General features: G+C 38.0%; 25 protein-coding genes. All 25 read right to left on the reverse strand.

Annotation, left to right across the window (positions count from 1 at the left end; translation table 11 throughout):
- Window positions 1–96: 96 nt before the first annotated feature.
- Window positions 97–1,164, reverse strand: a complete 1,068-nt coding sequence (locus tag ABUA31_RS13935; RefSeq protein WP_349819057.1) for a type VII secretion EssC family protein — start codon at window positions 1,162–1,164, stop codon at window positions 97–99.
- Between the two features lie 1,408 nt (window positions 1,165–2,572).
- On the reverse strand, window positions 2,573–2,788 hold the full coding sequence (locus ABUA31_RS13940) for a hypothetical protein (protein ID WP_055147993.1): 216 nt from the start codon (window positions 2,786–2,788) through the stop codon (window positions 2,573–2,575).
- Window positions 2,789–2,800: 12 nt separating this feature from the next.
- The gene (locus ABUA31_RS13945) at window positions 2,801–3,316 is read right to left on the reverse strand and encodes a hypothetical protein (protein ID WP_015533325.1); all 516 of its coding nucleotides are present in this window, start codon (window positions 3,314–3,316) and stop codon (window positions 2,801–2,803) included.
- A gap of 69 nt (window positions 3,317–3,385) precedes the next feature.
- Entirely contained in the window at window positions 3,386–3,805 is a 420-nt protein-coding gene (locus ABUA31_RS13950; protein WP_015533326.1) for an SMI1/KNR4 family protein, read from the reverse strand.
- A gap of 3 nt (window positions 3,806–3,808) precedes the next feature.
- Window positions 3,809–4,738, reverse strand: coding sequence for an HNH/ENDO VII family nuclease (locus ABUA31_RS13955; RefSeq protein ID WP_349824061.1), 930 nt, complete (start codon window positions 4,736–4,738; stop codon window positions 3,809–3,811).
- A 14-nt stretch (window positions 4,739–4,752) separates the two neighbouring features.
- Complete coding sequence (locus ABUA31_RS13960; protein ID WP_349819055.1) at window positions 4,753–4,992, reverse strand: hypothetical protein; 240 nt, start codon at window positions 4,990–4,992, stop codon at window positions 4,753–4,755.
- A gap of 223 nt (window positions 4,993–5,215) precedes the next feature.
- On the reverse strand, window positions 5,216–5,437 hold the full coding sequence (locus ABUA31_RS13970) for a hypothetical protein (protein WP_349819054.1): 222 nt from the start codon (window positions 5,435–5,437) through the stop codon (window positions 5,216–5,218).
- A gap of 206 nt (window positions 5,438–5,643) precedes the next feature.
- A complete protein-coding gene (locus tag ABUA31_RS13975; protein ID WP_199413867.1) occupies window positions 5,644–5,814 on the reverse strand; it encodes an immunity protein Imm33 domain-containing protein in 171 nt (56 codons plus the stop codon).
- Between the two features lie 69 nt (window positions 5,815–5,883).
- Window positions 5,884–6,393 carry an ankyrin repeat domain-containing protein gene (locus ABUA31_RS13980; RefSeq protein WP_055148038.1) on the reverse strand — a complete coding sequence of 170 codons (510 nt, stop codon included), beginning with the start codon at window positions 6,391–6,393 and terminating at the stop codon, window positions 5,884–5,886.
- A 14-nt stretch (window positions 6,394–6,407) separates the two neighbouring features.
- A complete protein-coding gene (locus ABUA31_RS13985) occupies window positions 6,408–6,536 on the reverse strand; it encodes a GH-E family nuclease (protein ID WP_118018520.1) in 129 nt (42 codons plus the stop codon).
- On the reverse strand, window positions 6,475–6,816 hold the full coding sequence (locus ABUA31_RS13990; RefSeq protein ID WP_349819053.1) for a DUF6572 domain-containing protein: 342 nt from the start codon (window positions 6,814–6,816) through the stop codon (window positions 6,475–6,477). Before ABUA31_RS13990 ends, ABUA31_RS13985 begins: the two co-directional genes overlap by 62 nt.
- 106 nt (window positions 6,817–6,922) lie before the next feature.
- The gene (locus tag ABUA31_RS13995) at window positions 6,923–7,129 is read right to left on the reverse strand and encodes a hypothetical protein (RefSeq protein WP_055148043.1); all 207 of its coding nucleotides are present in this window, start codon (window positions 7,127–7,129) and stop codon (window positions 6,923–6,925) included.
- A 68-nt stretch (window positions 7,130–7,197) separates the two neighbouring features.
- Window positions 7,198–8,484 (reverse strand): MFS transporter, encoded by a 1,287-nt coding sequence (locus ABUA31_RS14000; protein WP_349819052.1) that lies wholly within the window; start codon window positions 8,482–8,484, stop codon window positions 7,198–7,200.
- Window positions 8,469–8,594, reverse strand: a complete 126-nt coding sequence (locus tag ABUA31_RS14005) for a hypothetical protein (RefSeq protein WP_262563550.1) — start codon at window positions 8,592–8,594, stop codon at window positions 8,469–8,471. The genes ABUA31_RS14000 and ABUA31_RS14005 overlap by 16 nt, the downstream gene beginning before the upstream one ends.
- Before the next feature lie 212 nt (window positions 8,595–8,806).
- On the reverse strand, window positions 8,807–9,298 hold the full coding sequence (locus ABUA31_RS14010) for a PASTA domain-containing protein (protein WP_055274113.1): 492 nt from the start codon (window positions 9,296–9,298) through the stop codon (window positions 8,807–8,809).
- A gap of 262 nt (window positions 9,299–9,560) precedes the next feature.
- The gene (locus ABUA31_RS14015; RefSeq protein ID WP_349819051.1) at window positions 9,561–10,079 is read right to left on the reverse strand and encodes a hypothetical protein; all 519 of its coding nucleotides are present in this window, start codon (window positions 10,077–10,079) and stop codon (window positions 9,561–9,563) included.
- A 13-nt stretch (window positions 10,080–10,092) separates the two neighbouring features.
- Window positions 10,093–11,367, reverse strand: a complete 1,275-nt coding sequence (locus ABUA31_RS14020; protein WP_349819050.1) for a hypothetical protein — start codon at window positions 11,365–11,367, stop codon at window positions 10,093–10,095.
- 62 nt (window positions 11,368–11,429) lie between these two features.
- Window positions 11,430–11,675, reverse strand: coding sequence for an EsaB/YukD family protein (locus tag ABUA31_RS14025; protein WP_015533115.1), 246 nt, complete (start codon window positions 11,673–11,675; stop codon window positions 11,430–11,432).
- Window positions 11,668–16,026 (reverse strand): type VII secretion protein EssC, encoded by a 4,359-nt coding sequence (gene essC / locus ABUA31_RS14030; RefSeq protein ID WP_349819049.1) that lies wholly within the window; start codon window positions 16,024–16,026, stop codon window positions 11,668–11,670. The genes ABUA31_RS14025 and essC overlap by 8 nt, the downstream gene beginning before the upstream one ends.
- A gap of 17 nt (window positions 16,027–16,043) precedes the next feature.
- On the reverse strand, window positions 16,044–17,816 hold the full coding sequence (locus ABUA31_RS14035) for a hypothetical protein (protein ID WP_055280670.1): 1,773 nt from the start codon (window positions 17,814–17,816) through the stop codon (window positions 16,044–16,046).
- A gap of 14 nt (window positions 17,817–17,830) precedes the next feature.
- Window positions 17,831–19,768, reverse strand: coding sequence for a leucine-rich repeat domain-containing protein (locus ABUA31_RS14040; protein WP_055147843.1), 1,938 nt, complete (start codon window positions 19,766–19,768; stop codon window positions 17,831–17,833).
- A 2-nt stretch (window positions 19,769–19,770) separates the two neighbouring features.
- On the reverse strand, window positions 19,771–20,721 hold the full coding sequence (locus ABUA31_RS14045; protein ID WP_055147846.1) for a PASTA domain-containing protein: 951 nt from the start codon (window positions 20,719–20,721) through the stop codon (window positions 19,771–19,773).
- A gap of 166 nt (window positions 20,722–20,887) precedes the next feature.
- Window positions 20,888–21,358, reverse strand: coding sequence for an SMI1/KNR4 family protein (locus ABUA31_RS14050; protein ID WP_055147849.1), 471 nt, complete (start codon window positions 21,356–21,358; stop codon window positions 20,888–20,890).
- 11 nt (window positions 21,359–21,369) lie between these two features.
- Complete coding sequence (locus ABUA31_RS14055) at window positions 21,370–22,593, reverse strand: HNH/ENDO VII family nuclease (RefSeq protein ID WP_349819048.1); 1,224 nt, start codon at window positions 22,591–22,593, stop codon at window positions 21,370–21,372.
- On the reverse strand, window positions 22,583–22,771 hold a 189-nt coding region (locus ABUA31_RS14060; protein ID WP_349819047.1), incomplete at its 5' end, for a DUF4176 domain-containing protein. The genes ABUA31_RS14060 and ABUA31_RS14055, both read right to left, overlap by 11 nt.

The following is a 22,771-nucleotide window of genomic DNA, read 5'->3' on the forward strand; positions in this document are numbered from 1 at the left end:
ACATCCAAAGTATCCGTTATCACATCACAAACCTGTGCATTCTCATTATATTGAACATCAAATTCTTGATTTATTTCTGGCATAATCAACCTGGACTTAATCATGCTTTATCTGCCTCCTGTATAACGGTATAATTATCTGCGATACATTCCGATCATCATTATCCTGTGGGATCATACCTATACCTGGTTTGTATATCTTATTTGCCTCTGTAAATGATAGATTAGTAAAATTAAAAAATGAAGTTTCAGCACAATTGCCACCCAGTTGTATTCCCATATGATATCCAGTCATAACATCATATACTTTTCGTCCACGACATTCTGACTGACTTGCTGTATCAATCAACCCTATAATGAATATGTTGTGCAGAGCGCCTTTCTCTACAACATTCTCTATAAATGGGACAATTCTTGTAATGCCTTCACTCGGCGAATACAATGTATTTAAAAACGCTTCCATATCTGCAATAAAAATGTATGTTTCCTTAAACCGGGTCATCTGGCTATATATTTCATTCTCATCATAGCCTTGTTCCTTTACCTGATTTTTAAACTTATTTCTCTCCACAAATTCTGGAACCAGCATTGTAAAGTAATCTGCCTGTGCTGCTTCGCTATCTATATACGTTGCTCCCAACAATTCCGAATCAAGCTTGAACTCATTGGAACCATGTTCTATAACAACTATATCTGCATTTCTCATCAGTGCTGCATTCATCAATAACCGCATAACATTTTTCTTACCAGTTCTAGCTCTGCCCGTAATTGTATAGCAGAATGTTCTCCTAAGGTCTATTCCATATCCCTCTGCACTTACACTGTCATATCCTATCGGCAACATATATCCATTACACATCTGAGCAACATCATTACGCCTCTTGAATATCTCCCACGTAGGTTTTTCTGGAATTTCAGGAATACTTTCCGCTACCTCAGTAGCTCCTTCAGCCATAGATGCACACATATTGCGAAGTAACTCTATACGTTCCATATCATCGCACCTATCCGTAGCTATCGCTGTCTGGAATTCCATTACTTCTCCATCGACCTTTATGAGTCCTCTTCCCTTTAGATTTTCCGGTTCAAGCTGTGAAACTTTTTTACTCTTAAAATAAGCGAGGCTCGTCTGATTATCTTTTGCTGAAATAATTCCATATACCATCACTCTCACCACCAATCTGTAACAGATGATTTCTTGTTACAAAAAATATAAAAATATCTGAATCTTACAGAATGGAAGTTCCATAAATTAATCCATGCCAGAGAAAACAGTTGCAATATCAGTTGTGACAAAAATGGAGTATGAATTTTATCAGTCGACAACTTATTTTAAAAAAAAGCTTTAAAAGTCAGTGATAACAGGAAATTTCAAAATAAAATGGATACGTATAATTATTTCGTGACTTTTTGTCACTGATTTTCTGTCACTCTTGAAATCGGCAGTTCCATTAAAAGTTCCTTATAATATTTTGTAGAATCTCAAGTGGAATTTATTTCAGATAAAATCATAACGAATTAAGATTAGGTCATTTCAAAGAAATTCAGATTAAAACGATTGCAGTTGATATGAAATCAACTGTGAGATGATACCCCATTGGCACTGGATACATACAGATAGCAAGGTCTCTCGCTGTCAGCCTACATTGAAACGATACCTGTGAATATCAAAATATATGACCACAACAAAAATACCCATCTGTACAAGCATCCTAACATGCGATACAAATAGGTATTAGCAAACTTTTCATCTCGCAAGATGGTAATATTTCTTAGCATCTGTCTCAGCCAAATTTCTTTCGAACAACAACAGAAACATTCACAGCTTAAAAATCCCTTAGCCTGTCAGTATCAGCAATAATGCGGGCAAAACAACAATTATACGCATGCACCTGTGAATCTTCAAAGGCTGAAATTTATCTGACTGTTTTTGATATACCATCAATACCCGCAACAGACATCCCCCTGTGCTGTGCCATATGGCTGGGTAGCACCAGCATATGCAAAGATGCCAATCTTACTAATCCTGTCTCTGTTTCCAAGGATAACAACTTATATGCGTTTTATGAATACACCAATACTGATTAAATTTCTTATCCTAGGTCTTAAAATTATTCAAGATATCAGAATAAGGCATTTTCTTAACAATTAGTTGAATTGTCTTGATTTTGGCATATACTTTCATAAAAATATACTGTTGTAGATACCAGCCAAACTTGTAACGAAATCTTTTGTTATAATTTTATATCAATTGCTGAAAATGGCTATTTCACAGTATTTATGAGTATTTTAGCAAACAATAGTTCTGTGAAAGAATGAAATCTGTCTGCTTGCAATAAAGTCAGTAAAATCAATGATTTACCGTACCTTAGAAATAAATTGTCAGACAAATCCTTTTGTATACCTGGGGGCAAATTTCGCCATAAGGTGTCCTTTCCCCTTTAGGTAAATGACAAAAAGCTATTATTAATCTCTGTATGTCATTCACTTCGTGAACAGACAGAAATTAAAATAGCTTTTTGAGTTAGGGGTTTTGGAGTCCTAAAGTATAACCATAATTAAATTTATATATTTTATTCAACTACATCTTCACCATATACACCATCATTTTGATATTGCAAAATAAGATTATACATTTCTTCAACATCTAATTGGCATAACTCCGCCTCTTCATTTGTAATTTCAATTCTTTTTTTCTTTATCATATGCGCTCCTGCATCATACTGAAGATAATATTGCCCTTTGTTTTCCAGTAGACTAATACCCTCATCTTCTATAATTAACTTCATTTTAAAGCACCTCTATTCAAATAAATGTTTATATGTATATGTTCCTTCTTTCGCCGGATTAATAACTGCTTCTTTTATTCCACCACTTGTATAGCCGCCTGGTTCCCAGTATTCCGGCCATGCACCTAATTCATTGCCAGATGGAAGTCTTAAACTAGATGTGTCCTGAATTGTCACTATAACAGGATTACTTCCTAAATATCCTTTGTCTAATCCCAAAACACTTTCTATTTTAGCCACATCCCCATCTGCGTTTCGAATTATTTCACTTAGTTCATCCCCAGACATTACAAATGTACCACCTTTACCACCAATTGTTCCTGATGGCTCACTTGGCATTATTTTTACCGCACCACTTTTCTTGAATGAATTTAGATGATTATTAATATATTCCTCACTCAAATAAGTTTCTGGTAATGGTTTCTGTCCCTTTGGTGTGCCTTTTATTTTTTCTACTTGTTCAAGTGACAATCCCTCTTCTCTAAGTTTACTCCACGATGAATATTGCTTTCCATCCTCAAATGACATAATAGCTTTTTGAGTTAGGGACTTTGAAGTCCTAAAGTATAGACATAATTAAATTTAATTTTATAAATATTACATATTTTCTATAGCATCACTGATTCTATCATTTAGATATTCAATAAAATTTTTATAATTAATCTTGTACTTTTTATCTCCTTGTGACCACATCATAACGGCTCCAGTTTTTACATCAATACAATAAATCCATTCGTCACAATTTTCTATTACAATCTTATCGTCATTCAACCCATATGACCTGAATTCTAGTGTCTTTTCCACAAATATCATTTTGCCATTTTTACCTACACCCAATGTTTCAATGCCATCCAGTCCACCATGCCCATAATTTTTCAAAAACCAAACATACTGCTCTGGAATTTTTAAATTTAATATTTTTTCTGCATCATATAAATCTTTATCATCTACATTAGGATGTGTAAAATCACCTTTTTCTTCATATTGACTTATAATCTTAACAATTTTATCATACATATTTTATTTTCCTCCTACGATTTGCTCTGCTCTACATTTCCAATATGAACGTCTAAAATTATTATATTGCTTATTCAATATTGGATTATTTCTAAAACTTGCTCCATCTTCGATAAGACCATGCAACTGTGAATAATATTCTTGATGTGTAATCTCTCGAATCTCAACCATTGGTCCTGCTTCTTTTTGCAAAATATGATGTAGTTGAATAGCATTACCATCTGTCCCTATAGGAGGCTTGCCAGCCTGCATACGTTCTAAGTTTGTTAGTCCTGTTGTCTCATCAAAATACTCAAAATCTATATCATTCCTTTGATATACCTTTCTACTTACATCTCTAACTTCTCCATTAACTTTAACTGTGCCTTCATATTCTACTGAAGTGTAAATTACAGAACCACTTCCACCCTCACAAGTAATACTTCTTTCAGACTCCACCCGTCCTTTGCTAGTAGACATACCCCTATTCTTTCCATCTGCTTTTGACGATGACTTTCCACCCTCAAAAACTGACCGCAAAACAAATGATGTTATTGCACACTCTGCCCAGGTCTTGTCTACATCTCCGCCTGTTATTGCTTTATCATATTTGTTTTCATGATATATGTATGTAGCTGTACCTATTGTTGCATCCCCAACAGCATTTATTACTCTGGCAGCAAAAACATTACCGACCGTCATCTCTGCACCAGTCATCATGGCTGCTGTTCCTGCGCCAAACATTCCACAAAGAGCACCTATTATTGCGCCCTCTTCAACGCCACTTGCAAATCCATCAAAAAACGACTTTCCTGCTTTCACTGATGCAGTGCCATTCATTATACCAGATATTGCTGATCCCACGAGGGCCGATGTCGCTACAGACTGTGTTACCGTGGCGGCCGCCGCCCCTAGTACGGCAGGGCAGACTATCGCCACTGCAGCAGTAACCACAAGCACGCCTATGCCTATAGCCAGCTTTCCTTCACTGGTCTCATACCATGGAGTTTCAGCATATAGGTTGCATAGAGTCTGTCCAGGGATGATATATCCAGAGATTCCGCCATCTTGCTTATGTATATTATATCTCTCTGACGTCTAATATCATCAATATACTGTCCAAGTGTATCATATATCTTTGACAATCTGTATGGTTCATCTTCAAGCTTGCCCAAGTCTACATATAAAAGCACGCCTCTATTCCCCATTATTTTCATCCCCCCTGTACTTGTCAAGTATCTTTACGATACTAACATCACACATCCTTCATCTACATGAGTATCAGTTTATCGCCATTTTCAACATGATAACTTTTCAAGGTTCTATCTGGATCCATAACCATGCCTTCTCTCGGTAACACTAATACCCAGTGCTCACGATTCACATAGCCTGTTCGCAGATACTGCGATACAACATCCAAAGTATCCGTTATCACATCACGAACCTGTGCATTCTCATTTTAACCATTATGCTTATTAACACAACTGAAGCCAATACGATCCCAGCTATTACACCTATAATGATCTTCACATTGGGTCCATGCTTGTCAGAATCACCAGCTTCAAGCGCTTTTAAAATGTCTTCAAGCTCATCTCTGCTATCTTTCGCAGCTTCTCCAACGCCCGCAGCTCCAACATCATCTTCCTGCGACACAACACCATCTCCTTTATGCCATTATCAAACAATAGTATTGCATCATCCATTATTTTTTTGTCAACAATCATTTAGTTTTTCTCAATTTAACTCTAAAAAAATACATTGTTTTCATAACAAATGTTGTTAAGTAAACAATGTATTTACTATCTGCATCGGCTTCTTACACTACTCATTTACTTCTTACCGAGTGCCCAGAATATGTCCTATACTTTAAATTTCTTTCCTGTACTGTTATCCAAGAAATATTTCTTTCCATTCTCATCCACCAATTCTAAATCAGTTCCAACTTTACAGTTGTATATTGTGAGAATTGCCGGTTCAATATTTGCAATTGTATTAAAATCACAGATGCTCATATTATCTGCATCACTCAAATACTCTTCCGTATCAATATATTTTTTGAAACAACGCTTCCACCAGCATCTGAAATAAAACTTACTACATCACTCATATAATTTTAACCTTTCTACTAATTTTTTTCTGTACGGCATTTGAGCAGCAATTTCCAATGGCGTTTTTCCCCATGCATTCTTGTAATTAACCAGAATATTTTTTTGTGCAAACCAGATTTTATATAAAGGTTCAAGTTCCTCATCTGTAAATTTTAAATTAATCAAATACTGTAGTGGGACTCTTCCTTTTTCGTCTATTTGGTTTATATCCACACCTCCATCTATCAACTTTTTGCACAACTCCACCGTCTGATTTATATTGTGATTCACTCTTGAAAGCAATATATGCAAAAGATTTTCACCACACTCATTTACTACATTAACATCAGCACCCTTATTGATCAAAAAAATTGTTATTAAATAACGGCTTTCTGCATCATTATTTGATAATGAATAAAATAGCAGTGATTTACCTTTGTACATTTTTTTCTCATCTCCTTCATTATAACAGGAAATAAAATCATCATATTTCTTTAATTTTGCTACTAAATATATATCCATTAGATTCTTCCTTATTAATATTTGTGACTACGGTTATTACTAGGCAGTTCTGGTCTATAGTTGTCAATATCATTGTACCAATCAACAAACTCTTTTACTGTTAATTCTCCATTGATGTTCCTCGCAGAATGTAATATAAGAATTTATTTTTTCTTGTAGTCTTAGTAAATGATCATACTCATTTTTCCAATCAAGATGATCTGATATCAGTAATATTAAAGCCTTCCCATTTTCATCCGTAGCCATTCCATCTATTGTTCCACTATCTAAAACCGACATACTTCTAACCATTGTTTTGGTAACAGCATCAAAATAATATCTGAGATTCTTTAAATACGTATTTTTCTCCTCATGTGTTACACCTGTTTCTCCAGCAATTTGTTTTGCCTCTGACGTAGTGTGTCCAACATAGTCAATCAGCATGTTTTTTTCTCATGTTACTATAAAAAATACATTGTTTCCACTATACTAATTGTTATGGAAACAATGTATTTTTGCAAATCGCAAATTCTATGATAATTACCTTAGCTTATATAGTATTTTTTATTTCTTCTAAACCTTTCATTAAAGCATCCTGAACTATACTTACGTTATCGCTGTATTCTTTTTTTTCATGCTTAATAATATCAAATAAATCTTTTATAACTCCATCAATCATTATAGTTATACCCTCTACGCTTTCGCCTGTTTTTTCATTTACAAACTCCTCTGTCATTATCGAAATCGTTTTTTTCATTAAACCAATCCTCCAATTATTTTTTTCAACAATTTTAAGCTTACCTTATTCTATTTCTTATCTTTCACCTACCCCCCTCCTGCTATTATTCTTCCATTTGTAGCATATTCCTCAATCCATTCAATCCACGGTGCAGGAAATTCTATGCATCTTCCAGGAGTTGTGGGATCATTTAGCTTTGGCGCACATCTCCCCTGATTTAAAGGATTTGTTCTATAATTCTTTTCCGGCACGATATACTCGTTTACCATATCATCTAACCATTTAGGAACTTCAAATTCATAAATATCAGCACCAGGTCGTTTATTTTCTATATAATACTGCGAATGCTCTCCGTTATCCACACTAACATTCAAATTTACATTTTTCTTATTTATATATACATTTCCTTCACTATCAATTAATATTCTCTGTTGACTTGCTTTGTCTCCAGTTCCTCCTTGAACACGTCTATATGTGACTGTATTTGTGGGCTTATTACTATTAGCTTTACTTTGATTATCCAACGAATTCTTAAAATTAATTGAATTACTGTTCTTATCTGGTGATTGAGTCCTATCATTACATTCATCCATAATCGACTGCATAACAAGCGATGTTACAGCACTCGCTGCCCAAGTCTTGACTATGTCTACACCAGTAATACTCTTATCGTACTTGTCTGAATGATATGCATATACCACAGTATCTACAGTCGCATCAGATATCATATTCACAGCTTTTACTGCCACTATTCTTCCTACTGTCAGTTCTGCCCCGGTTGCAACTGCCGATATCCCGGCTCCTAATCCACCACTGATTGCACCCAATATTGCTCCAGATTCAAAACCACTTGCAAATCCATCGTAAAATGATTTGCCGGAATTCATGGAAGCTATTCCATTCATGACACCTGACGTAGCTGCACCAATAATAGCCGATGTCGCTACAGACTGTGTCACTGCAGCTGCCGTAGCTCCCAGTACAGCAGGGCAGACTATCGCCACTGCAGCAGTAACCACAAGCACGCCTATGCCTATAGCCAGCTTTTCTTCACTGGTCTCATACCATGGAGTTTCAGCATATAGGTTGCACAGAGTCTGTCCAGATGCCTCGAATTTTTCATTACATTCTTTATACAGATCGTATGCCTCATCCAGAATTTTCTTCAGAGTTCCAAGCCGATCATATTCGTCTACCAGTTGAGCACGATATCTGTCCAGGGATGATATATCCAGGGATTCCGCCATCTTGCTTATGTATATTATGTCTCTCTGACATCTGATATCATCAATATACTGTCCAAGTGTATCATATATCTTTGACAGCCTGTATGGTTCATCTTCAAGCTTGCCCAAGTCTACATATAAAAGCACGCCTCTTGAATATCTCCCACGTAGGTTTTTCTGGAATTAACCTTAGGATTGGATGAACTATATGTAAGTCTGACTCCGCCCTTTGCTGAAGCTCCTGTGCTTCTCTTCACGCCCTTCTTATAGTTATATTGTGTCTTTTTGCTCTTTATCTGTATGCTCTGAGACTTTCTTACCTTAACAGTGATTGTTTTCGAACATGGCTTATAATTTGACTTTGTCTTATTATTAGCGCATATTGTTATTTGGGCTGTACCCGTTTTTGTGGCTGTTATGACTCCTCTGTCATTGACCTTGAGTACATTCTCGTTTGAACTTGTGTACCTTATCTTCTCTCTTCAAGCTCTATACCAGCCTCTGTAGCCATAGCTCTGGCATCATCCAGAGTTTCACCAACAAATTCCGGCACAACTGTCATCACCTTGCCTTTACTGACCGTTATTCCAACTGAAGCCTTACGTTTCACCTTCATTCCCTTGGCTATATCCTGTGAGATAACGCATCCTTCTTCTACCTCAGAACTGTATTCTTTTTTCTCCTCAAGCGTTACACCAGCCTCTCCGGCAATTTGTTTTGCCTCTGCCGTCGTGTGCCCAACAAAATCAGGCACAACAGATTTCCTGTTAACCATTATGATGATTAACACAACTGAAACCAATACGATCCCAGCTATTACACCTATAATGATCTTCATATTGGGTCCATGCTTGTCAGAATCACCAGCTTCAAGTGCTTTTAAAATGTCTTCAAGCTCATCTCTGCTATCTTTCGCAGCTTCTCCAACGCCCGCAGCTCCAACATCATCTTCCCGCGACACAACACCTTTTCCTTTACATTATTGTCAAACAATAGTATCACATCACCCATTGTTTTTGTCAGCAATCATTTAGTTTTTCTCATTTTGATGTTATCTATTGACTAAAACCATGTCTTCTATCTCGTCACGTTTCCAATCATACTCTTCGTCTTCACCAATTGGCAAATATTGGGGCTTCTCCTGTGGATTATAAATATACCATCCTATTTGTTGAAATATCTTTAAAACTGCTCCTTTAATCTAATAATTTAAAAACAATATTTTATAATAAACATTTCGAATTCTTAATTTCTTTCATTTCTTCTTGATTCAAATTTTTAAATTCTATCCCAACGAAATAATCGTCTAAAAACAATAAATTATTTGAATCATTAATCCTATATGCATTTAGAACACACTCTTCAATATCATCTCTTAATATTAAAATTGCATTTTCTGACTTCCAGATTTTAAATTTCCCATCTAAGGTAACATTCATATTGTTCTCATTGAAATCCTTATTACATATACTAATTCCCATACCCTCATTTATAATTACGGGAATATCACTAATATTATAAATTATTTCATCTTGAACAAAATAGCTAACATACTCTATCATTCCATCTTCTGGATTAATTGCTATGTCCAACGGAGGCTTGCGCTTATCCTCATAAAACAAATGGTAGTTTTGTCCTATTCTTTTATCAATAACTGATATTTCAAATAAAACAAGCCCCTCTCCCATACCTTCTATTTTTCGAATATATTTTTTATTATTAAATACTTTTTCAAACTTCACCTTTTTCGCCTTTCTAATTAATCATCCTTGCATGATATACTACACCAGTTTCAGTATTAATACCAAGTTCCCAATTACCATATGTACCAAAATATCTTCCAGGTGCCTCTGTGCCTATCGTCTCCATCGCTTTATTCAGTGATGCAGAATAACTTTCTAACATCACTTGGCTTCTAGTTCCAATGCTCCAACTCTCGTCTCCAAATCTACTTACATACTCACCCATATGTTTGGTTGCATTTGAATTTGTCCATAATGTGTTCGTTCCTGTTTCAGAATTCACATAATTAATGTTTCCATCCAAATCAATTTTAAATGTAGTAGGTATTTCAGTAGCAGGCATATTGTCAGCTGTACTAGTAATATTATCCCATACAGTCCCCGTCTTACTACCACTCTTACATTTAAAACTACCTTCAGGCTCCCCCCGTCCTTTGCCTGTAGATATAACACCATTCCCACCATCCGTCTTTGACGATGACTTTCCACCTCCAACAGACTGCATAGCAAACGATGTTGCCGCACTTTTTACCCAAGTCTTAACTATATCTCCGCCAGTAAAGTCTTTATCATACTTGTTTGAGTGATACGCATATACCACACTATCTACAGTTGCATCAGATACCATATTCATAGCTTTTACAGCCATGACTCTTCCTACTGTGAGTTCTGCCCCTGACATAATTGCAGATGTTCCAGCTCCTAATCCTCCACTGATTGCACCCAATATTGCTCCAGATTCAAAACCACTTGCAAATCCATCATAAAATGACTTGCCGGAATTCATGGAAGCTATTCCATTCATGACACCTGACGTAGCTGCACCAATAATAGCAGATGTCGCTATAGACTGTGTTACCGTGGCGGCCGCCGCCCCTAATACAGCAGGGCAGACTATCGCCACTGCAGCAGTAACCACAAGCACGCCTATGCCTATAGCCAGCTTTCCTTCACTGGTCTCATACCATGGAGTTTCAGCATATAGGTTGCATAGAGTCTGTCCAGATGCCTCGAATTTTTCATTACATTCTTTATACAGATCGTATGCCTCATCCAGAATCTTCTTCAGAGTTCCAAGCCGATCATATTCATCTACCAGTTGAGCACGATATCTGTCCAGGGATGATATATCCAGAGATTCCGCCATCTTGCTTATGTATATTATGTCTCTCTGACGTCTGATATCATCAATATACTGTCCAAGTGTATCATATATCTTTGATAATCTGTAAGGTTCATCTTCAAGCTTGCCCAAGTCTACATATAAAAGCACGCCTCTATTCCCCATTATTTTCATCCCCCCTGTACTTGTCAAGTATCTTTACGATACTAACATCACACATCCCTCATCTACATGAGTATCAGTTTATCGCCATTTTCAACATGATAACTTTTCAAGGTTCTATCTGGATCCATAACCATGCCTTCTCTCGGTAACACTAATACCCAGTGCTCACGATTCACATAGCCTGTTCGCAGATACTGCGATACAACATCCAAAGTATCCGTTATCACATCACAAACCTGTGCATTCTCATTATATTGAACATCAAATTCTTGATTTATTTCCGGCATAATCAACCTGGACTTAATCATGCTTTATCTGCCTCCTGTATAACGGTATAATTATCTGCGATACATTCTGATCATCATTATCCTGTGGGATCATACCTATACCTGGTTTGTATACCTTATTTGCCTCTGTAAATGATAGATTAGTAAAATTAAAAAATGAAGTTTCAGCACAATTGCCACCCAGTTGTATTCCCATATGATATCCAGTCATAACATCATATACTTTTCGTCCACGACATTCTGACTGACTTGCTGTATCAATCAACCCTATAATGAATATGTTGTGCAGAGCGCCTTTCTCTACAACATTCTCTATAAATGGGACAATTCTTGTAATGCCTTCACTCGGCGAATACAATGTATTTAAAAACGCTTCCATATCTGCAATAAAAATGTATGTTTCCTTAAACCGGGTCATCTGGCTATATATTTCATTCTCATCATAGCCTTGTTCCTTTACCTGATTTTTAAACTTATTTCTCTCCACAAATTCTGGAACCAGCATTGTAAAGTAATCTGCCTGTGCTGCTTCGCTATCTATATACGTTGCTCCCAACAATTCCGAATCAAGCTTGAACTCATTGGAACCATGTTCTATAACAACTATATCTGCATTTCTCATCAGTGCTGCATTCATCAATAACCGCATAACATTTTTCTTACCAGTTCTTGCTCTGCCCGTAATTGTATAGCAGAATGTTCTCCTAAGGTCTATTCCATATCCCTCCGCACTTACACTGTCATATCCTATCGGCAGCATATATCCATTACACATCTGTGCAACATCATTACGCCTCTTGAATATCTCCCACGTAGGTTTTTCTGGAATTTCAGGAACACCTTCCGCTACCTCAGTAGCTCCTTCAGCCATAGATGCACACATATTGCGAAGTAACTCTATACGTTCCATATCATCGCACCTATCCGTAGCTATCGCTGTCTGGAATTCCATTACTTCTCCATCGACCTTTATGAGTCCTCTTCCCTTTAGATTTTCCGGTTCAAGCTCCACTCTTCCTGTTCTCAGAACCGATGAGTACATATACTTTTCATTCAGGCTCAATGCCACTGTTTCAGATATATTGTCTTCTATCCTTCCAGGTATTCCCGTATTACCAAATCCATTTGCAGTTACAATCGTATATATTCCATATGCAGTACCATCATGAACAATCTTCTGCATATTATCATCATATATTTCTGCTGTTTTTTCACGAAATCCAGCATAGTTATCTATTATGAACACTACTGCAGGCATATCGTTTTTGTTAACTTTTTTATAGGAGTTGAAGCTTATTCCACCAAGAATATTTTTTCTTGTAGATATAATCCTGTTTATTAAGAATATCAGTTTCCTAATTCTGTCATCATCATCCTCGCTAACAAAACCGCCAACCTGTGGAGCCTGTTCAAAACACCGCAAAGATTTATTGCTAAAGTCTGCTATGTATATATTTACTTCTGAAGCTTTATATCTGGTTATCAATGATGCAATAAGTGTCTGAACAAAGGTACTTTTACCACTTACATTCGTTCCACATACTGCAATATTTCCAGCATCCGCAATATCGATCCTATATGGTTTCTGACTTTGCCTTGATGGATCATCGTACATTCCTATAGTTGCCACCAATGAATATGCATCATCTGATTTATTTATCGGATATTCATCATCTATATCGTCTATAAATATAGGATTAGCTATTGGTGGTATCCACAAACTATAATCTCTGTTATATCCATTTTCTCTTGCTACCTTGGCCAAATACTCTTTAACCGCATCCAACTGCGTTACGCTGTTTGCCGGATTTGACACTTTGGCAATTTTCTTCTTTCTTATAATCTCCGAACCAGAAGCTGAAAGTATCGCAGTTCGTGTATCTTCACCAGAAACCGCATCTCCCCGATACTCAGCTCCACTCCAGCCAGACTGGAATAGCTCATACACTTCATCATTTCCAACCTGCAGATATCCCCTTCCTGCCTGAGTTATAAAAGCAGCATCCTCCTTGTGCAGCATCTCTTTACTGTCCTGCTTATCCTGCACTCTAAGACACAGCTTAAACTTGGAATTCGACCAGATATTTTCGTCGACTGTTCCTGCTGGTTTCTGCGTAGAAAGGATCAGATGAACACCAAGGCTTCGTCCAACCTGTGCAACACTTATAAGCTCCTTCATAAATTCCGGCTGTTCTCGCTTCAGCTCGGCAAACTCGTCCACTATTATAAACAGATGTGGTACCGGAAGTTCTACCTCACCGGCTTTTACAAGCTTGGTATAATTATTAATATTGTTCACTCCGGCCTCATTGAAGACTCTCTGTCTTCGCATATTCTCGCTCTTTATGGACACCATAGCTCTCTTTATCGCACTTCCTGACAGATTCGATATTGCTCCTATCATGTGTGGAAGACCATCAAACAGGTTTGCCATTCCTCCGCCCTTATAATCAATAATGAAAAAGCCTATATCATCAGGGCTGTAGTTTATCGCCATTGAGAGAATATATGTCTGCAGCGTCTCCGACTTTCCCGATCCTGTAGTTCCCGCAACAAGCCCATGGGGACCATGATATTTCTCATGTACATCAAGAATACAGTCCTTGCCACCAGCCGACTGACCTATGACAGCCCGCATACTGTTGTAATTTTTGTTTGTCTTCCATCTGTCGAGAACCCGCAATTCTTCCAGCCTTTGTATTCCCAGCATATCAAAAAATGTAAGGCTGTCGGGTATACCGCCAGCCTCCACATCTTCGTTCACCTTTATAACTGCTATTCTGTCGGCAAAAGCTGCCAGTTGACTTTCTGTCACCTTATCAAAATCTACATGGCTATACTCATCCGTCTTCATCCTATGGATTCCCGAAAACTGTTTGTCGATTATAAGCTCATAAGTAGTGTCATTCAACAACTGCGATTCCTTATCAGCCAATGTTACCACTGTGAAAGAATATTTCTGTGCATCTGTTGTTATGTACTTATTTATCGCATGCCCTTCCAGCAGAGAAGTATCAGCAACAAACAACACAATGTGAGTAAACTGTCGCTTCTCTATAGTATAATCTTTCTGTTCCCGGTCTCTCAGAATATCAATAATTCTGAAAAACAGGTCGTCCACTGAGCTTCTATCTGACGCCATCAGTCTCTCACTATAATCATCGAGCCACACATGCGGCATAAACCTATAGTTCATCCATTCACTGCTATCAGTTTCAGAATCGAATGCAAATGCAAGTTTTACATCACGATAAGAATTATTCGCTGCTATCTGTGCAATCATGGTTCTTGCCACATCAAATGCTTTGCTCTTATCTCCCACTCCAACTATACCTATTATACCTGTAGCTCCGAGATCCACGCCCTGCGGAACATCCTTTATTCGTGAATATACAGCCTTTACTTTGCCCGGAATCTGTATCAATTCATCATCAGACTGTTCCATTCGTATCTTAGGAACAGTTATATACTCTGACACATCCAATGTTCCCAGGCCAACTCGCTCCACCAGATAATCCTTATGATTCCTGTTTCTATTCCACAATTCAGTTGACTGATCTGTATATTGCGTTATAACATCAGGAGATTTGTACATATCTCCGAGCATATTTTTTATAGTATTCTGATTAGAAGCTATCTGTTTTATCTGCCGCCTCAGATATCTGGCATACCCAGATCTCCTGTCAAGCTCCCCCTGTGCATTTCTCTTCTTATCATAATGCATATTGATGAAGGCCCATAACACTCCTATAACCGCAGATGCAGCAGCAGTGATAAGACCTGTATACATAAGCATTCCAGAATTGCTCCCTGATGATCTGTAGCTGTACATAGCAAGAACTCCTCCAAGCATCATAGGGATCATCATCGTAAATGTTGGTCCTATAACCATCAAGAGCGGTTTCTTTTCTATCTGCTGTTTTGCCGGTGGATTCTCAATTGTCACAGACTCTATAACCGGCTCCTTCGTATTTCTGGGGGATCTGTGAAAAAATCTGTCTTTTCCCTGAACATCCTCATACTTAAGCGCCTCTGAATCCAAGTATGGCAGATTGACAATAATACTGTCTTTTAAGTCGTTCTGTATAATCACACCGATAATCTGCACACAATATATTATCCTTAAAGCACCGAGTTCTATAATATCTCCACATTTGAGCTTGTATCCTGACTGTACCAGATTGCCATCCACGGTCAAGCTACGACTGCCAGTATCACATATAATCCATCCATTTCCATTTTCCACAAATTCGGTCTGAACACCAATCATTTCCGGGCTTCTCACCACAATCTCATTCTCGTCAAGACTTCCTATTCTTATACGATGGACACCCGATATCATATATTTATCCACAGGAGTCATAAATTCCATAAGATTTCCTCTTTCGACTATTTAATAACACACTTTACAGCACTTGTGCTGGCACCATTCTGCACGTTTCCGCCTGACTTATAGCAAGGAACAACCTTAATATAATATTTTCCAGCTTTCAGTCCGGTTATGGTTGTACTGGTACCCGTTATCTTACTCTTTGAATTATATAGTGACATCTGTCCACAATCTTCACTGTCCTTCTTGTAGCCATAATAATATATCCTATATTCGCTGGCATTATACTCCTTCTTACTATTAGACCACTGTATATATAACTGTCCTGATTTTTTAGATTCTGTATTCGCTATCTTAACTATGTTTGGCACCACTTTTATAGTTCTGGTGATAGACTTTGTACTATAGTGCGCAGCATCCGCTCCCTTTGGTGTAAAGGTAGCTGTAATCACTACACTGCCAAATGCTTTGTTATTCATAACCTGAACTCTTCCACCTGCCGCATTGATTGCAAGCAATTTAGGATTACTTGATTTGAAGCTAAATGTACCCTGACAATCACTAGGTGCAACACACTCAAAGCCATGTGTTCCATTTGCATTGTGCCATGTTGTTGATATAGGACTCTTGAACGAGATCACCGGTACCTTTTTTTCAATTCTAAAATTCTTTACAACTCTCTTTCCTGATACACAGTTGGAACCATTTGCCGTAACAGTAACTGTCGCTGTACCAGGCTCTTTATTATTTGCGTATTGTACTGTATAATCTGATGCCTTCAGCTTTGCACTTCCATACGCAACTGTAACTGCAGGCTTGAAATAACTTCCGCTATATGTATAAGAATTAGCAGCTAATGTCACTGTCGCTTTTGTTATATCCGCCTGAGAAATTGTAAATGTCTTACTTACTTTTCCAGTTAAATTCTTACAACCCTCTATGGCTGCCTCCGCTTTATTTCCGGCCGATACATTATTCTTTAAAGTAATCTTATAGTTATCAGTACCCATTACCGCACCATTCAGCTTCACTGTAACCTTTGGTAACTTTGCTGTTCCGTCATATACACAAGATGCCACATCTATCGATGCAGACTGCACATTTGCAGGCTTAATTGTAAATTCCTTCTGGATCTCTCCGCCATAATCTCCACATCCAGTCACCACAATCTTTGCTTGTGTTCCTGCATTAATATTGTCTTTATAGGTGACCTTATAGTCTGTACCCTGTTCAATAACTCTTCCCTCATACTTGACCTGTACTGTCGGAGCTATCACCTTGCCTGTATATACATATGGTTTATCATCTGAAATGATCACCTCAGCACTGTCCTCTGATAAATTCAAGGCTGAAGGCTTGTACACATTATTATCCTGTCCGCTTGGAGCAATATCAAAACGGTGAGCCCCCACGACTTCATTGCACTTTAGATATGAACCAGACTTAACCTCAAGAGTCATGATACTGCCTCCACATGAGATTATCTTGTCTATTTTGCATGGCTCACTGCCTATGGCCAGTTTTTCGCAGTAGAGTCTCATGGACTGTGCGGTAAGTCCACGTATCTTCAGCTCGTCTTTATCCTCACTGTAATCTATTTTTCCATACACATACGCATCCGCTGCTTCAGACTCGGTCATGGTTATCCATGCAAGCGCTCTTCCGTTTGGTGATGTACTTAATCTTACTCCAACTGGATAATTTGCTATGCAATAATAGGTTTTTACCGCATCAGTCGAATCCGACTCATCAGCGTGTGCCTGCACCATACCAAATGAACATATAGCCAAGACAATCATCACTGCCGCTATAAGTTTTTTTACTCTCGTCATCTGAAATGCCCCCTTTACTTCCTTATATCTCCTCTGCTATTTGTAACCTTCTGTGATTCAACGCCATTTTTCTTCACATAAATTACAGGATAGTATCTGCTATACTTTGATACATTCACAGTAATAACTACTTTCTTGCCTTTCTTTACAGTTTTTATATGTGGCTTACCATATAGTTTTTTCATCTTTGACGATTCATACACTTTTACGATAACCTTTGAATTCGGAGTAGGATTATTTACTGTTACTTTTAGTGTTTTGCTGTTATGGGCAATTGACACAGATGACATCACCGGTCTTACATAATATGTAATCTTTCTTACCTTCTGCTCATATACACCATTATCACCTGCTTTTATCGTAACTATAGCTTTACCAACACCCTTTATTGTTATCTTTCCATTATTCGCTACAGAAATAACCTTAGGATTGGATGAACTATATGTAAGTCTGACTCCACCCTTTGCTGAGGCTCCTATGCTTCTCTTCACGCCCTTCTTATAATTATACTGTGTCTTTTTACTCTTAACCTGTATGCTCTGAGGTTTTCTTACCTTCACAGTGATTGTTTTTGAGCATGGCTTATAATTTGACTTTGTCTTATTATTAGCGCATATTGTTATTTTGGCTGTACCCGTTTTTGTGACTGTTATGACTCCTCTGTCATTGACCTTGAGTACATTCTCGTTTGAACTTGTGTACCTTATCTTCTCATTTCCTGAAGTCGTAGCTGCCAGGGTCATAGATGCTGTTCCACGACTGTTCAGAAGAAGCGTATATGTACCTGCGGCCTGCTTACCATCCTTCTTAACAGAAAGCTTGCATGCTGCCTGAACTATTGAGAATTTCATTGTGAGTGTGCCGATATTCTCATTTTTTCCTGTAATCTTTATAACAGCGGTTCCGACATTTTTATTATTCGAGTATGTAACATCATATGCATCTGCATTTACTACAGAGCCATCATTATCCGTAACTTTAATTACCGGTTTTATAGGCTTTCCCGTATAAGAATAACTCTTAGCCGGAATACTTACATTCATACTGTTTTCATCAAACCTATAAGCCCTCCTGATAATCACATTCTCATCAGAATCCGGAGTATATATGTTGTTACCAGCCTCATATGTATACAGATATGTTCCGGTTGGATTTCCCTCCTTGAACAAGCCGGTTCCAAAATCCGCATCCGCCGGTCTTCTTAACAATCTAACATATTGAAGATTTTTGCACCCTATAAAACAGAAATCGCCCAGTTTTGTCAGTCTTTCCGAAAAATCCAGATGCTCTAACAATTCGCATCCCGCAAAGGCACAATTTCCAACACTTGATAAATTATCAGGAATATCTATGTTCTTTATTCTGTTACAGCCCTGAAAACAATAGTCTCCCAGATTCTTGGTATACTCTGATAATTTCAAATCGGTTATGCTATAGCACTCTCCAAATGCAAACTGACCAAGTTCGTATATCTGAGATCCAGACATGTCTACATTCTTCAAACTTGAACATCTGGCAAATGCATACGCCCCCACCGACAAAGTTCCTTTCGAAAATTCCACAGACTTTAAAGAAGTACATCCATAAAAAGCCCTTCGTCCTATAGTGAGAGGTTCGTCTCCCTCTATAACCACAGACTCCAGATTTGTACATCCTGAAAATGCATTGTTACCTATATGTGTAACTCCAGGCTTTACTACAACCTTTATAACATTGAAATTAGTCCACGGCTTCTTGTCCTCCAGTCCAAAGTCAATCATCGCCTTATTTGTGGAAACATCCAATGTCAGCACCCCACTGTCACCATTATATTCAGCCCTGATTCCAGCATCCTCCGACACTGCATTCGTCGAAGCATATGCCTGTACCATTTCTGGAACAAGGCTGACCATACACATAATCACTGCTCCTACAATTACTGTAATTATCCTTCTCTTTAACTCCTTTTTCATGATCAATCACCCCACTCTTCTTCTTCTGTTATAAACTCATCTTCATTTACGCTTGATGTTCCGCTGTCCGCCTGTTCATTTGTTCCCGACCCACCAGATGATCCCGATCCACCACCTGCTGAACCGGAGCTTGCAGCCACAGACGAGCTTGTCTTCTTGCCCTTACTCACTATCAGATACAACTGAGTATCTTCAGTCATCTCAGTTCCCGCCTTTACGCTTTGTCTGATGATCACATTCTCATCAACGGTATCAGAATTCTCCTGGAGGGTACTAAAGGTGATTCCAAGGGTTGAACACTGTATAGTTGCATCATTCAAGGTCATACCTACAAAGTCAGGAAGTTTTACTGTCTGCTCTCCCAGGCTTACTGTGACCTTTACAGAACTCCCCTTTTCTATGCTGGTTCCCTGTGTATCCTGCTGTTCAATTATCAAGCCAGCCGCAACATCCTTACTATATTCTTCAGTTTCTTCAAGCTCTATACCAGCCTCTGTAGCCATAGCTCTGGCATCATCCAGAATTTCACCAACAAATTCCGGCACAACTGTCATCTCCTTGCCTTTACTGACCGTTATTCCAACTGAAGCCTTACGTTTCACCTTCATTCCCTTGGCTATATCCTGTGAGATAACGCATCCTTCTTCTACCTCAGAACTGTATTCTTTTTTCTCCTCAAGCGTTACACCAGACTCTCTGGCAATTTGTTTTGCCTCCGCCGTTGTGTGCCCAACAAAATCAGGCACAACAGATTTCCTATTAACCATCATGATAATTAACACAACTGAAACCAATACGATTCCAGCTATTACACCTATGATGATCTTCATATTGGGTCCATGCTTGTCAGAATCACCAGCTTCAAGTGCTTTTAAAATGTCTTCAAGCTCATCTCTGCTATCCTTCGCAGCTTCTCCAACGCCCGCAGCTCCAACATCATCTTCCCGCGACACAACACCATCTCCTTTACATTATTGTCAAACAATAGTATTGCATCATCAATTATTTTTGTCAACAGTCATTTAGTTTTTCTCTATTTAATTATAAAAAAATACATTGTTTTCATAACAAATGTTGTTAAGTAAACAATGTATTTTTACAAATCATGCCTTTATAGTTTTACACTTCTGTTTGTTCTTGCACTAATTGCAAAACAAAATCCCCAAAATCTTCTGCTAACGTTTCAACTATCTCATATTCCTTACCATTATAAAATGCCATTATAACCCTAGGCTCTTTTTGCTCGTTTAAATATGAATAATCTAAATATGCCATATTCCCATCATCAAAATTATATATAGGTATCCACTCATTAGGTAAGTTATATTCTTTCCGGTCATTTAACGCATAAGCAACAGAATTCCCCTCCAATATTCCTGAATCATCATCTGGGTCAATTCCAAAAATTTCATTACCATAAAATGATAAATAGCCATATTTTTTATAAAATTCTATACTTTGATTTGAAAATTTTATATTAAGCATTTGCTCTGATTTTCTAATTTCTTCTTCGTTTTTCCCCCCCGCTGTAGTATAAAATTTACATTTAGGTGCTAACTCCATTGCTTTAATAAAATTTGTATAGCTCATATATACCTCCACTAATCTAAATTATTACTTCGCCATTTCCAATATTCTCTTCTCCACTTATTAAACTTACTTCTATTAATCTTAGATGGAGCTTGTCCTATATTAGTGTGCAGTTTGCTGTAATTCTGCTGATGCTCTGTAGCCGTTATTTCCATAACTGGTCCATTATCTGTTTGATCAATGTGATGTATATTAACAGATTTTCCATCTGTTCCAATAGGTGCCAGTCCTTGCTCCATTCTCTGTGTATTCGTTCGACCCTGTTTGTCTACAAAACCAGGATCAAATGTGTTTTTATCCATTGTAACAGTTTTTCCGTTTACATCAACAGTTTTTTTGCCATTCTTCCAATTAACATTACCTCCACCCCCTCCCTGTCCTTTGCCAGTAGATATAACACCATTTTCACTCTCCGCCTTTGACGACGACTTCCCACCTCCAACAGACTGCATAGCAAACGATGTTGCCGCACTTTTTACCCAAGTCTTAACTATATCTCTGCCAGTAAAGTCTTTATCATACTTGTTTGAGTGATACGCATATACCACAGTATCTACAGTTGCATCAGATACCATATTCATAGCTTTTACAGCCATGACTCTTCCTACTGTGAGTTCTGCCCCTGACATAATTGCAGATGTTCCAGCTCCTAATCCTCCACTGATTGCACCCAATATTGCTCCAGATTCAAAACCATTTGCAAATCCATCATAAAATGACTTGCCGGATTTCATTGAAGCTATTCCATTCATAACGCCTGACGTGGCAGCACCAATAATAGCAGATGTCGCTATAGACTGTGTTACTGTGGCGGCCGCCGCCCCTAGTACAGCAGGGCAGACTATCGCCACTGCAGCAGTAACCACAAGCACGCCTATGCCTATAGCCAGCTTTCCTTCACTGGTCTCATACCATGGAGTTTCAGCATATAGGTTGCATAGAGTCTGTCCAGATGCCTCGAATTTTTCATTACATTCTTTATACAGATCGTATGCCTCATCCAGAACCTTCTTCAGAGTTCCAAGCCGATCATATTCGTCTACCAGTTGAGCACGATATCTGTCCAGGGATGATATATCCAGAGATTCCGCCATCTTGCTTATGTATATTATGTCTCTCTGACGTCTGATATCATCAATATACTGTCCAAGTGTATCATATATCTTCGACAGCCTGTATGGTTCATCTTCAAGCCTGCCAAGGTCTACATACAAAAGAACTCCTCTATTTTCCATTATTTCCCTCATTCAGGTATTTGTCAACAAATTCAAACTCTTCCGGGTCCTGAAATCCAACAAAATATACCCGTTCTATCTGGTCATGGTCAAACATATATGTCTGTTTTGTAGATATATTTCCCTCTGGATACAGGCATCCTATATAATCCCTTACGCTATCTGAATCCTCTGCCTT

The sequence above is a fragment of the Coprococcus sp. RTP31081st1_H1_RTP31081_211007 genome (assembly GCF_040227275.1).
Lineage (GTDB): Bacteria > Bacillota > Clostridia > Lachnospirales > Lachnospiraceae > Coprococcus > Coprococcus aceti.

Bases quoted from the DNA above. Each gene is read 5' to 3' on its own strand.
- ABUA31_RS13935 (WP_349819057.1), bottom strand. From the start codon at position 1,164: ATGGTATATGGAATTATTTCAGCAAAAGATAATCAGACGAGCCTCGCT.
- ABUA31_RS13940 (WP_055147993.1), bottom strand. From the start codon at position 2,788: ATGAAGTTAATTATAGAAGATGAGGGTATTAGTCTACTGGAAAACAAA.
- ABUA31_RS13945 (WP_015533325.1), bottom strand. From the start codon at position 3,316: ATGTCATTTGAGGATGGAAAGCAATATTCATCGTGGAGTAAACTTAGA.
- ABUA31_RS13950 (WP_015533326.1), bottom strand. From the start codon at position 3,805: ATGTATGATAAAATTGTTAAGATTATAAGTCAATATGAAGAAAAAGGT.
- ABUA31_RS13960 (WP_349819055.1), bottom strand. From the start codon at position 4,992: ATGGGGAATAGAGGCGTGCTTTTATATGTAGACTTGGGCAAGCTTGAA.
- ABUA31_RS13980 (WP_055148038.1), bottom strand. From the start codon at position 6,393: ATGGATATATATTTAGTAGCAAAATTAAAGAAATATGATGATTTTATT.
- ABUA31_RS13990 (WP_349819053.1), bottom strand. From the start codon at position 6,816: ATGCTGATTGACTATGTTGGACACACTACGTCAGAGGCAAAACAAATT.
- ABUA31_RS13995 (WP_055148043.1), bottom strand. From the start codon at position 7,129: ATGAAAAAAACGATTTCGATAATGACAGAGGAGTTTGTAAATGAAAAA.
- ABUA31_RS14020 (WP_349819050.1), bottom strand. From the start codon at position 11,367: ATGGGGAATAGAGGCGTGCTTTTATATGTAGACTTGGGCAAGCTTGAA.
- ABUA31_RS14025 (WP_015533115.1), bottom strand. From the start codon at position 11,675: ATGATTAAGTCCAGGTTGATTATGCCGGAAATAAATCAAGAATTTGAT.
- essC (WP_349819049.1), bottom strand. From the start codon at position 16,026: ATGGAATTTATGACTCCTGTGGATAAATATATGATATCGGGTGTCCAT.
- ABUA31_RS14035 (WP_055280670.1), bottom strand. From the start codon at position 17,816: ATGACGAGAGTAAAAAAACTTATAGCGGCAGTGATGATTGTCTTGGCT.
- ABUA31_RS14040 (WP_055147843.1), bottom strand. From the start codon at position 19,768: ATGAAAAAGGAGTTAAAGAGAAGGATAATTACAGTAATTGTAGGAGCA.
- ABUA31_RS14050 (WP_055147849.1), bottom strand. From the start codon at position 21,358: ATGAGCTATACAAATTTTATTAAAGCAATGGAGTTAGCACCTAAATGT.
- ABUA31_RS14055 (WP_349819048.1), bottom strand. From the start codon at position 22,593: ATGGAAAATAGAGGAGTTCTTTTGTATGTAGACCTTGGCAGGCTTGAA.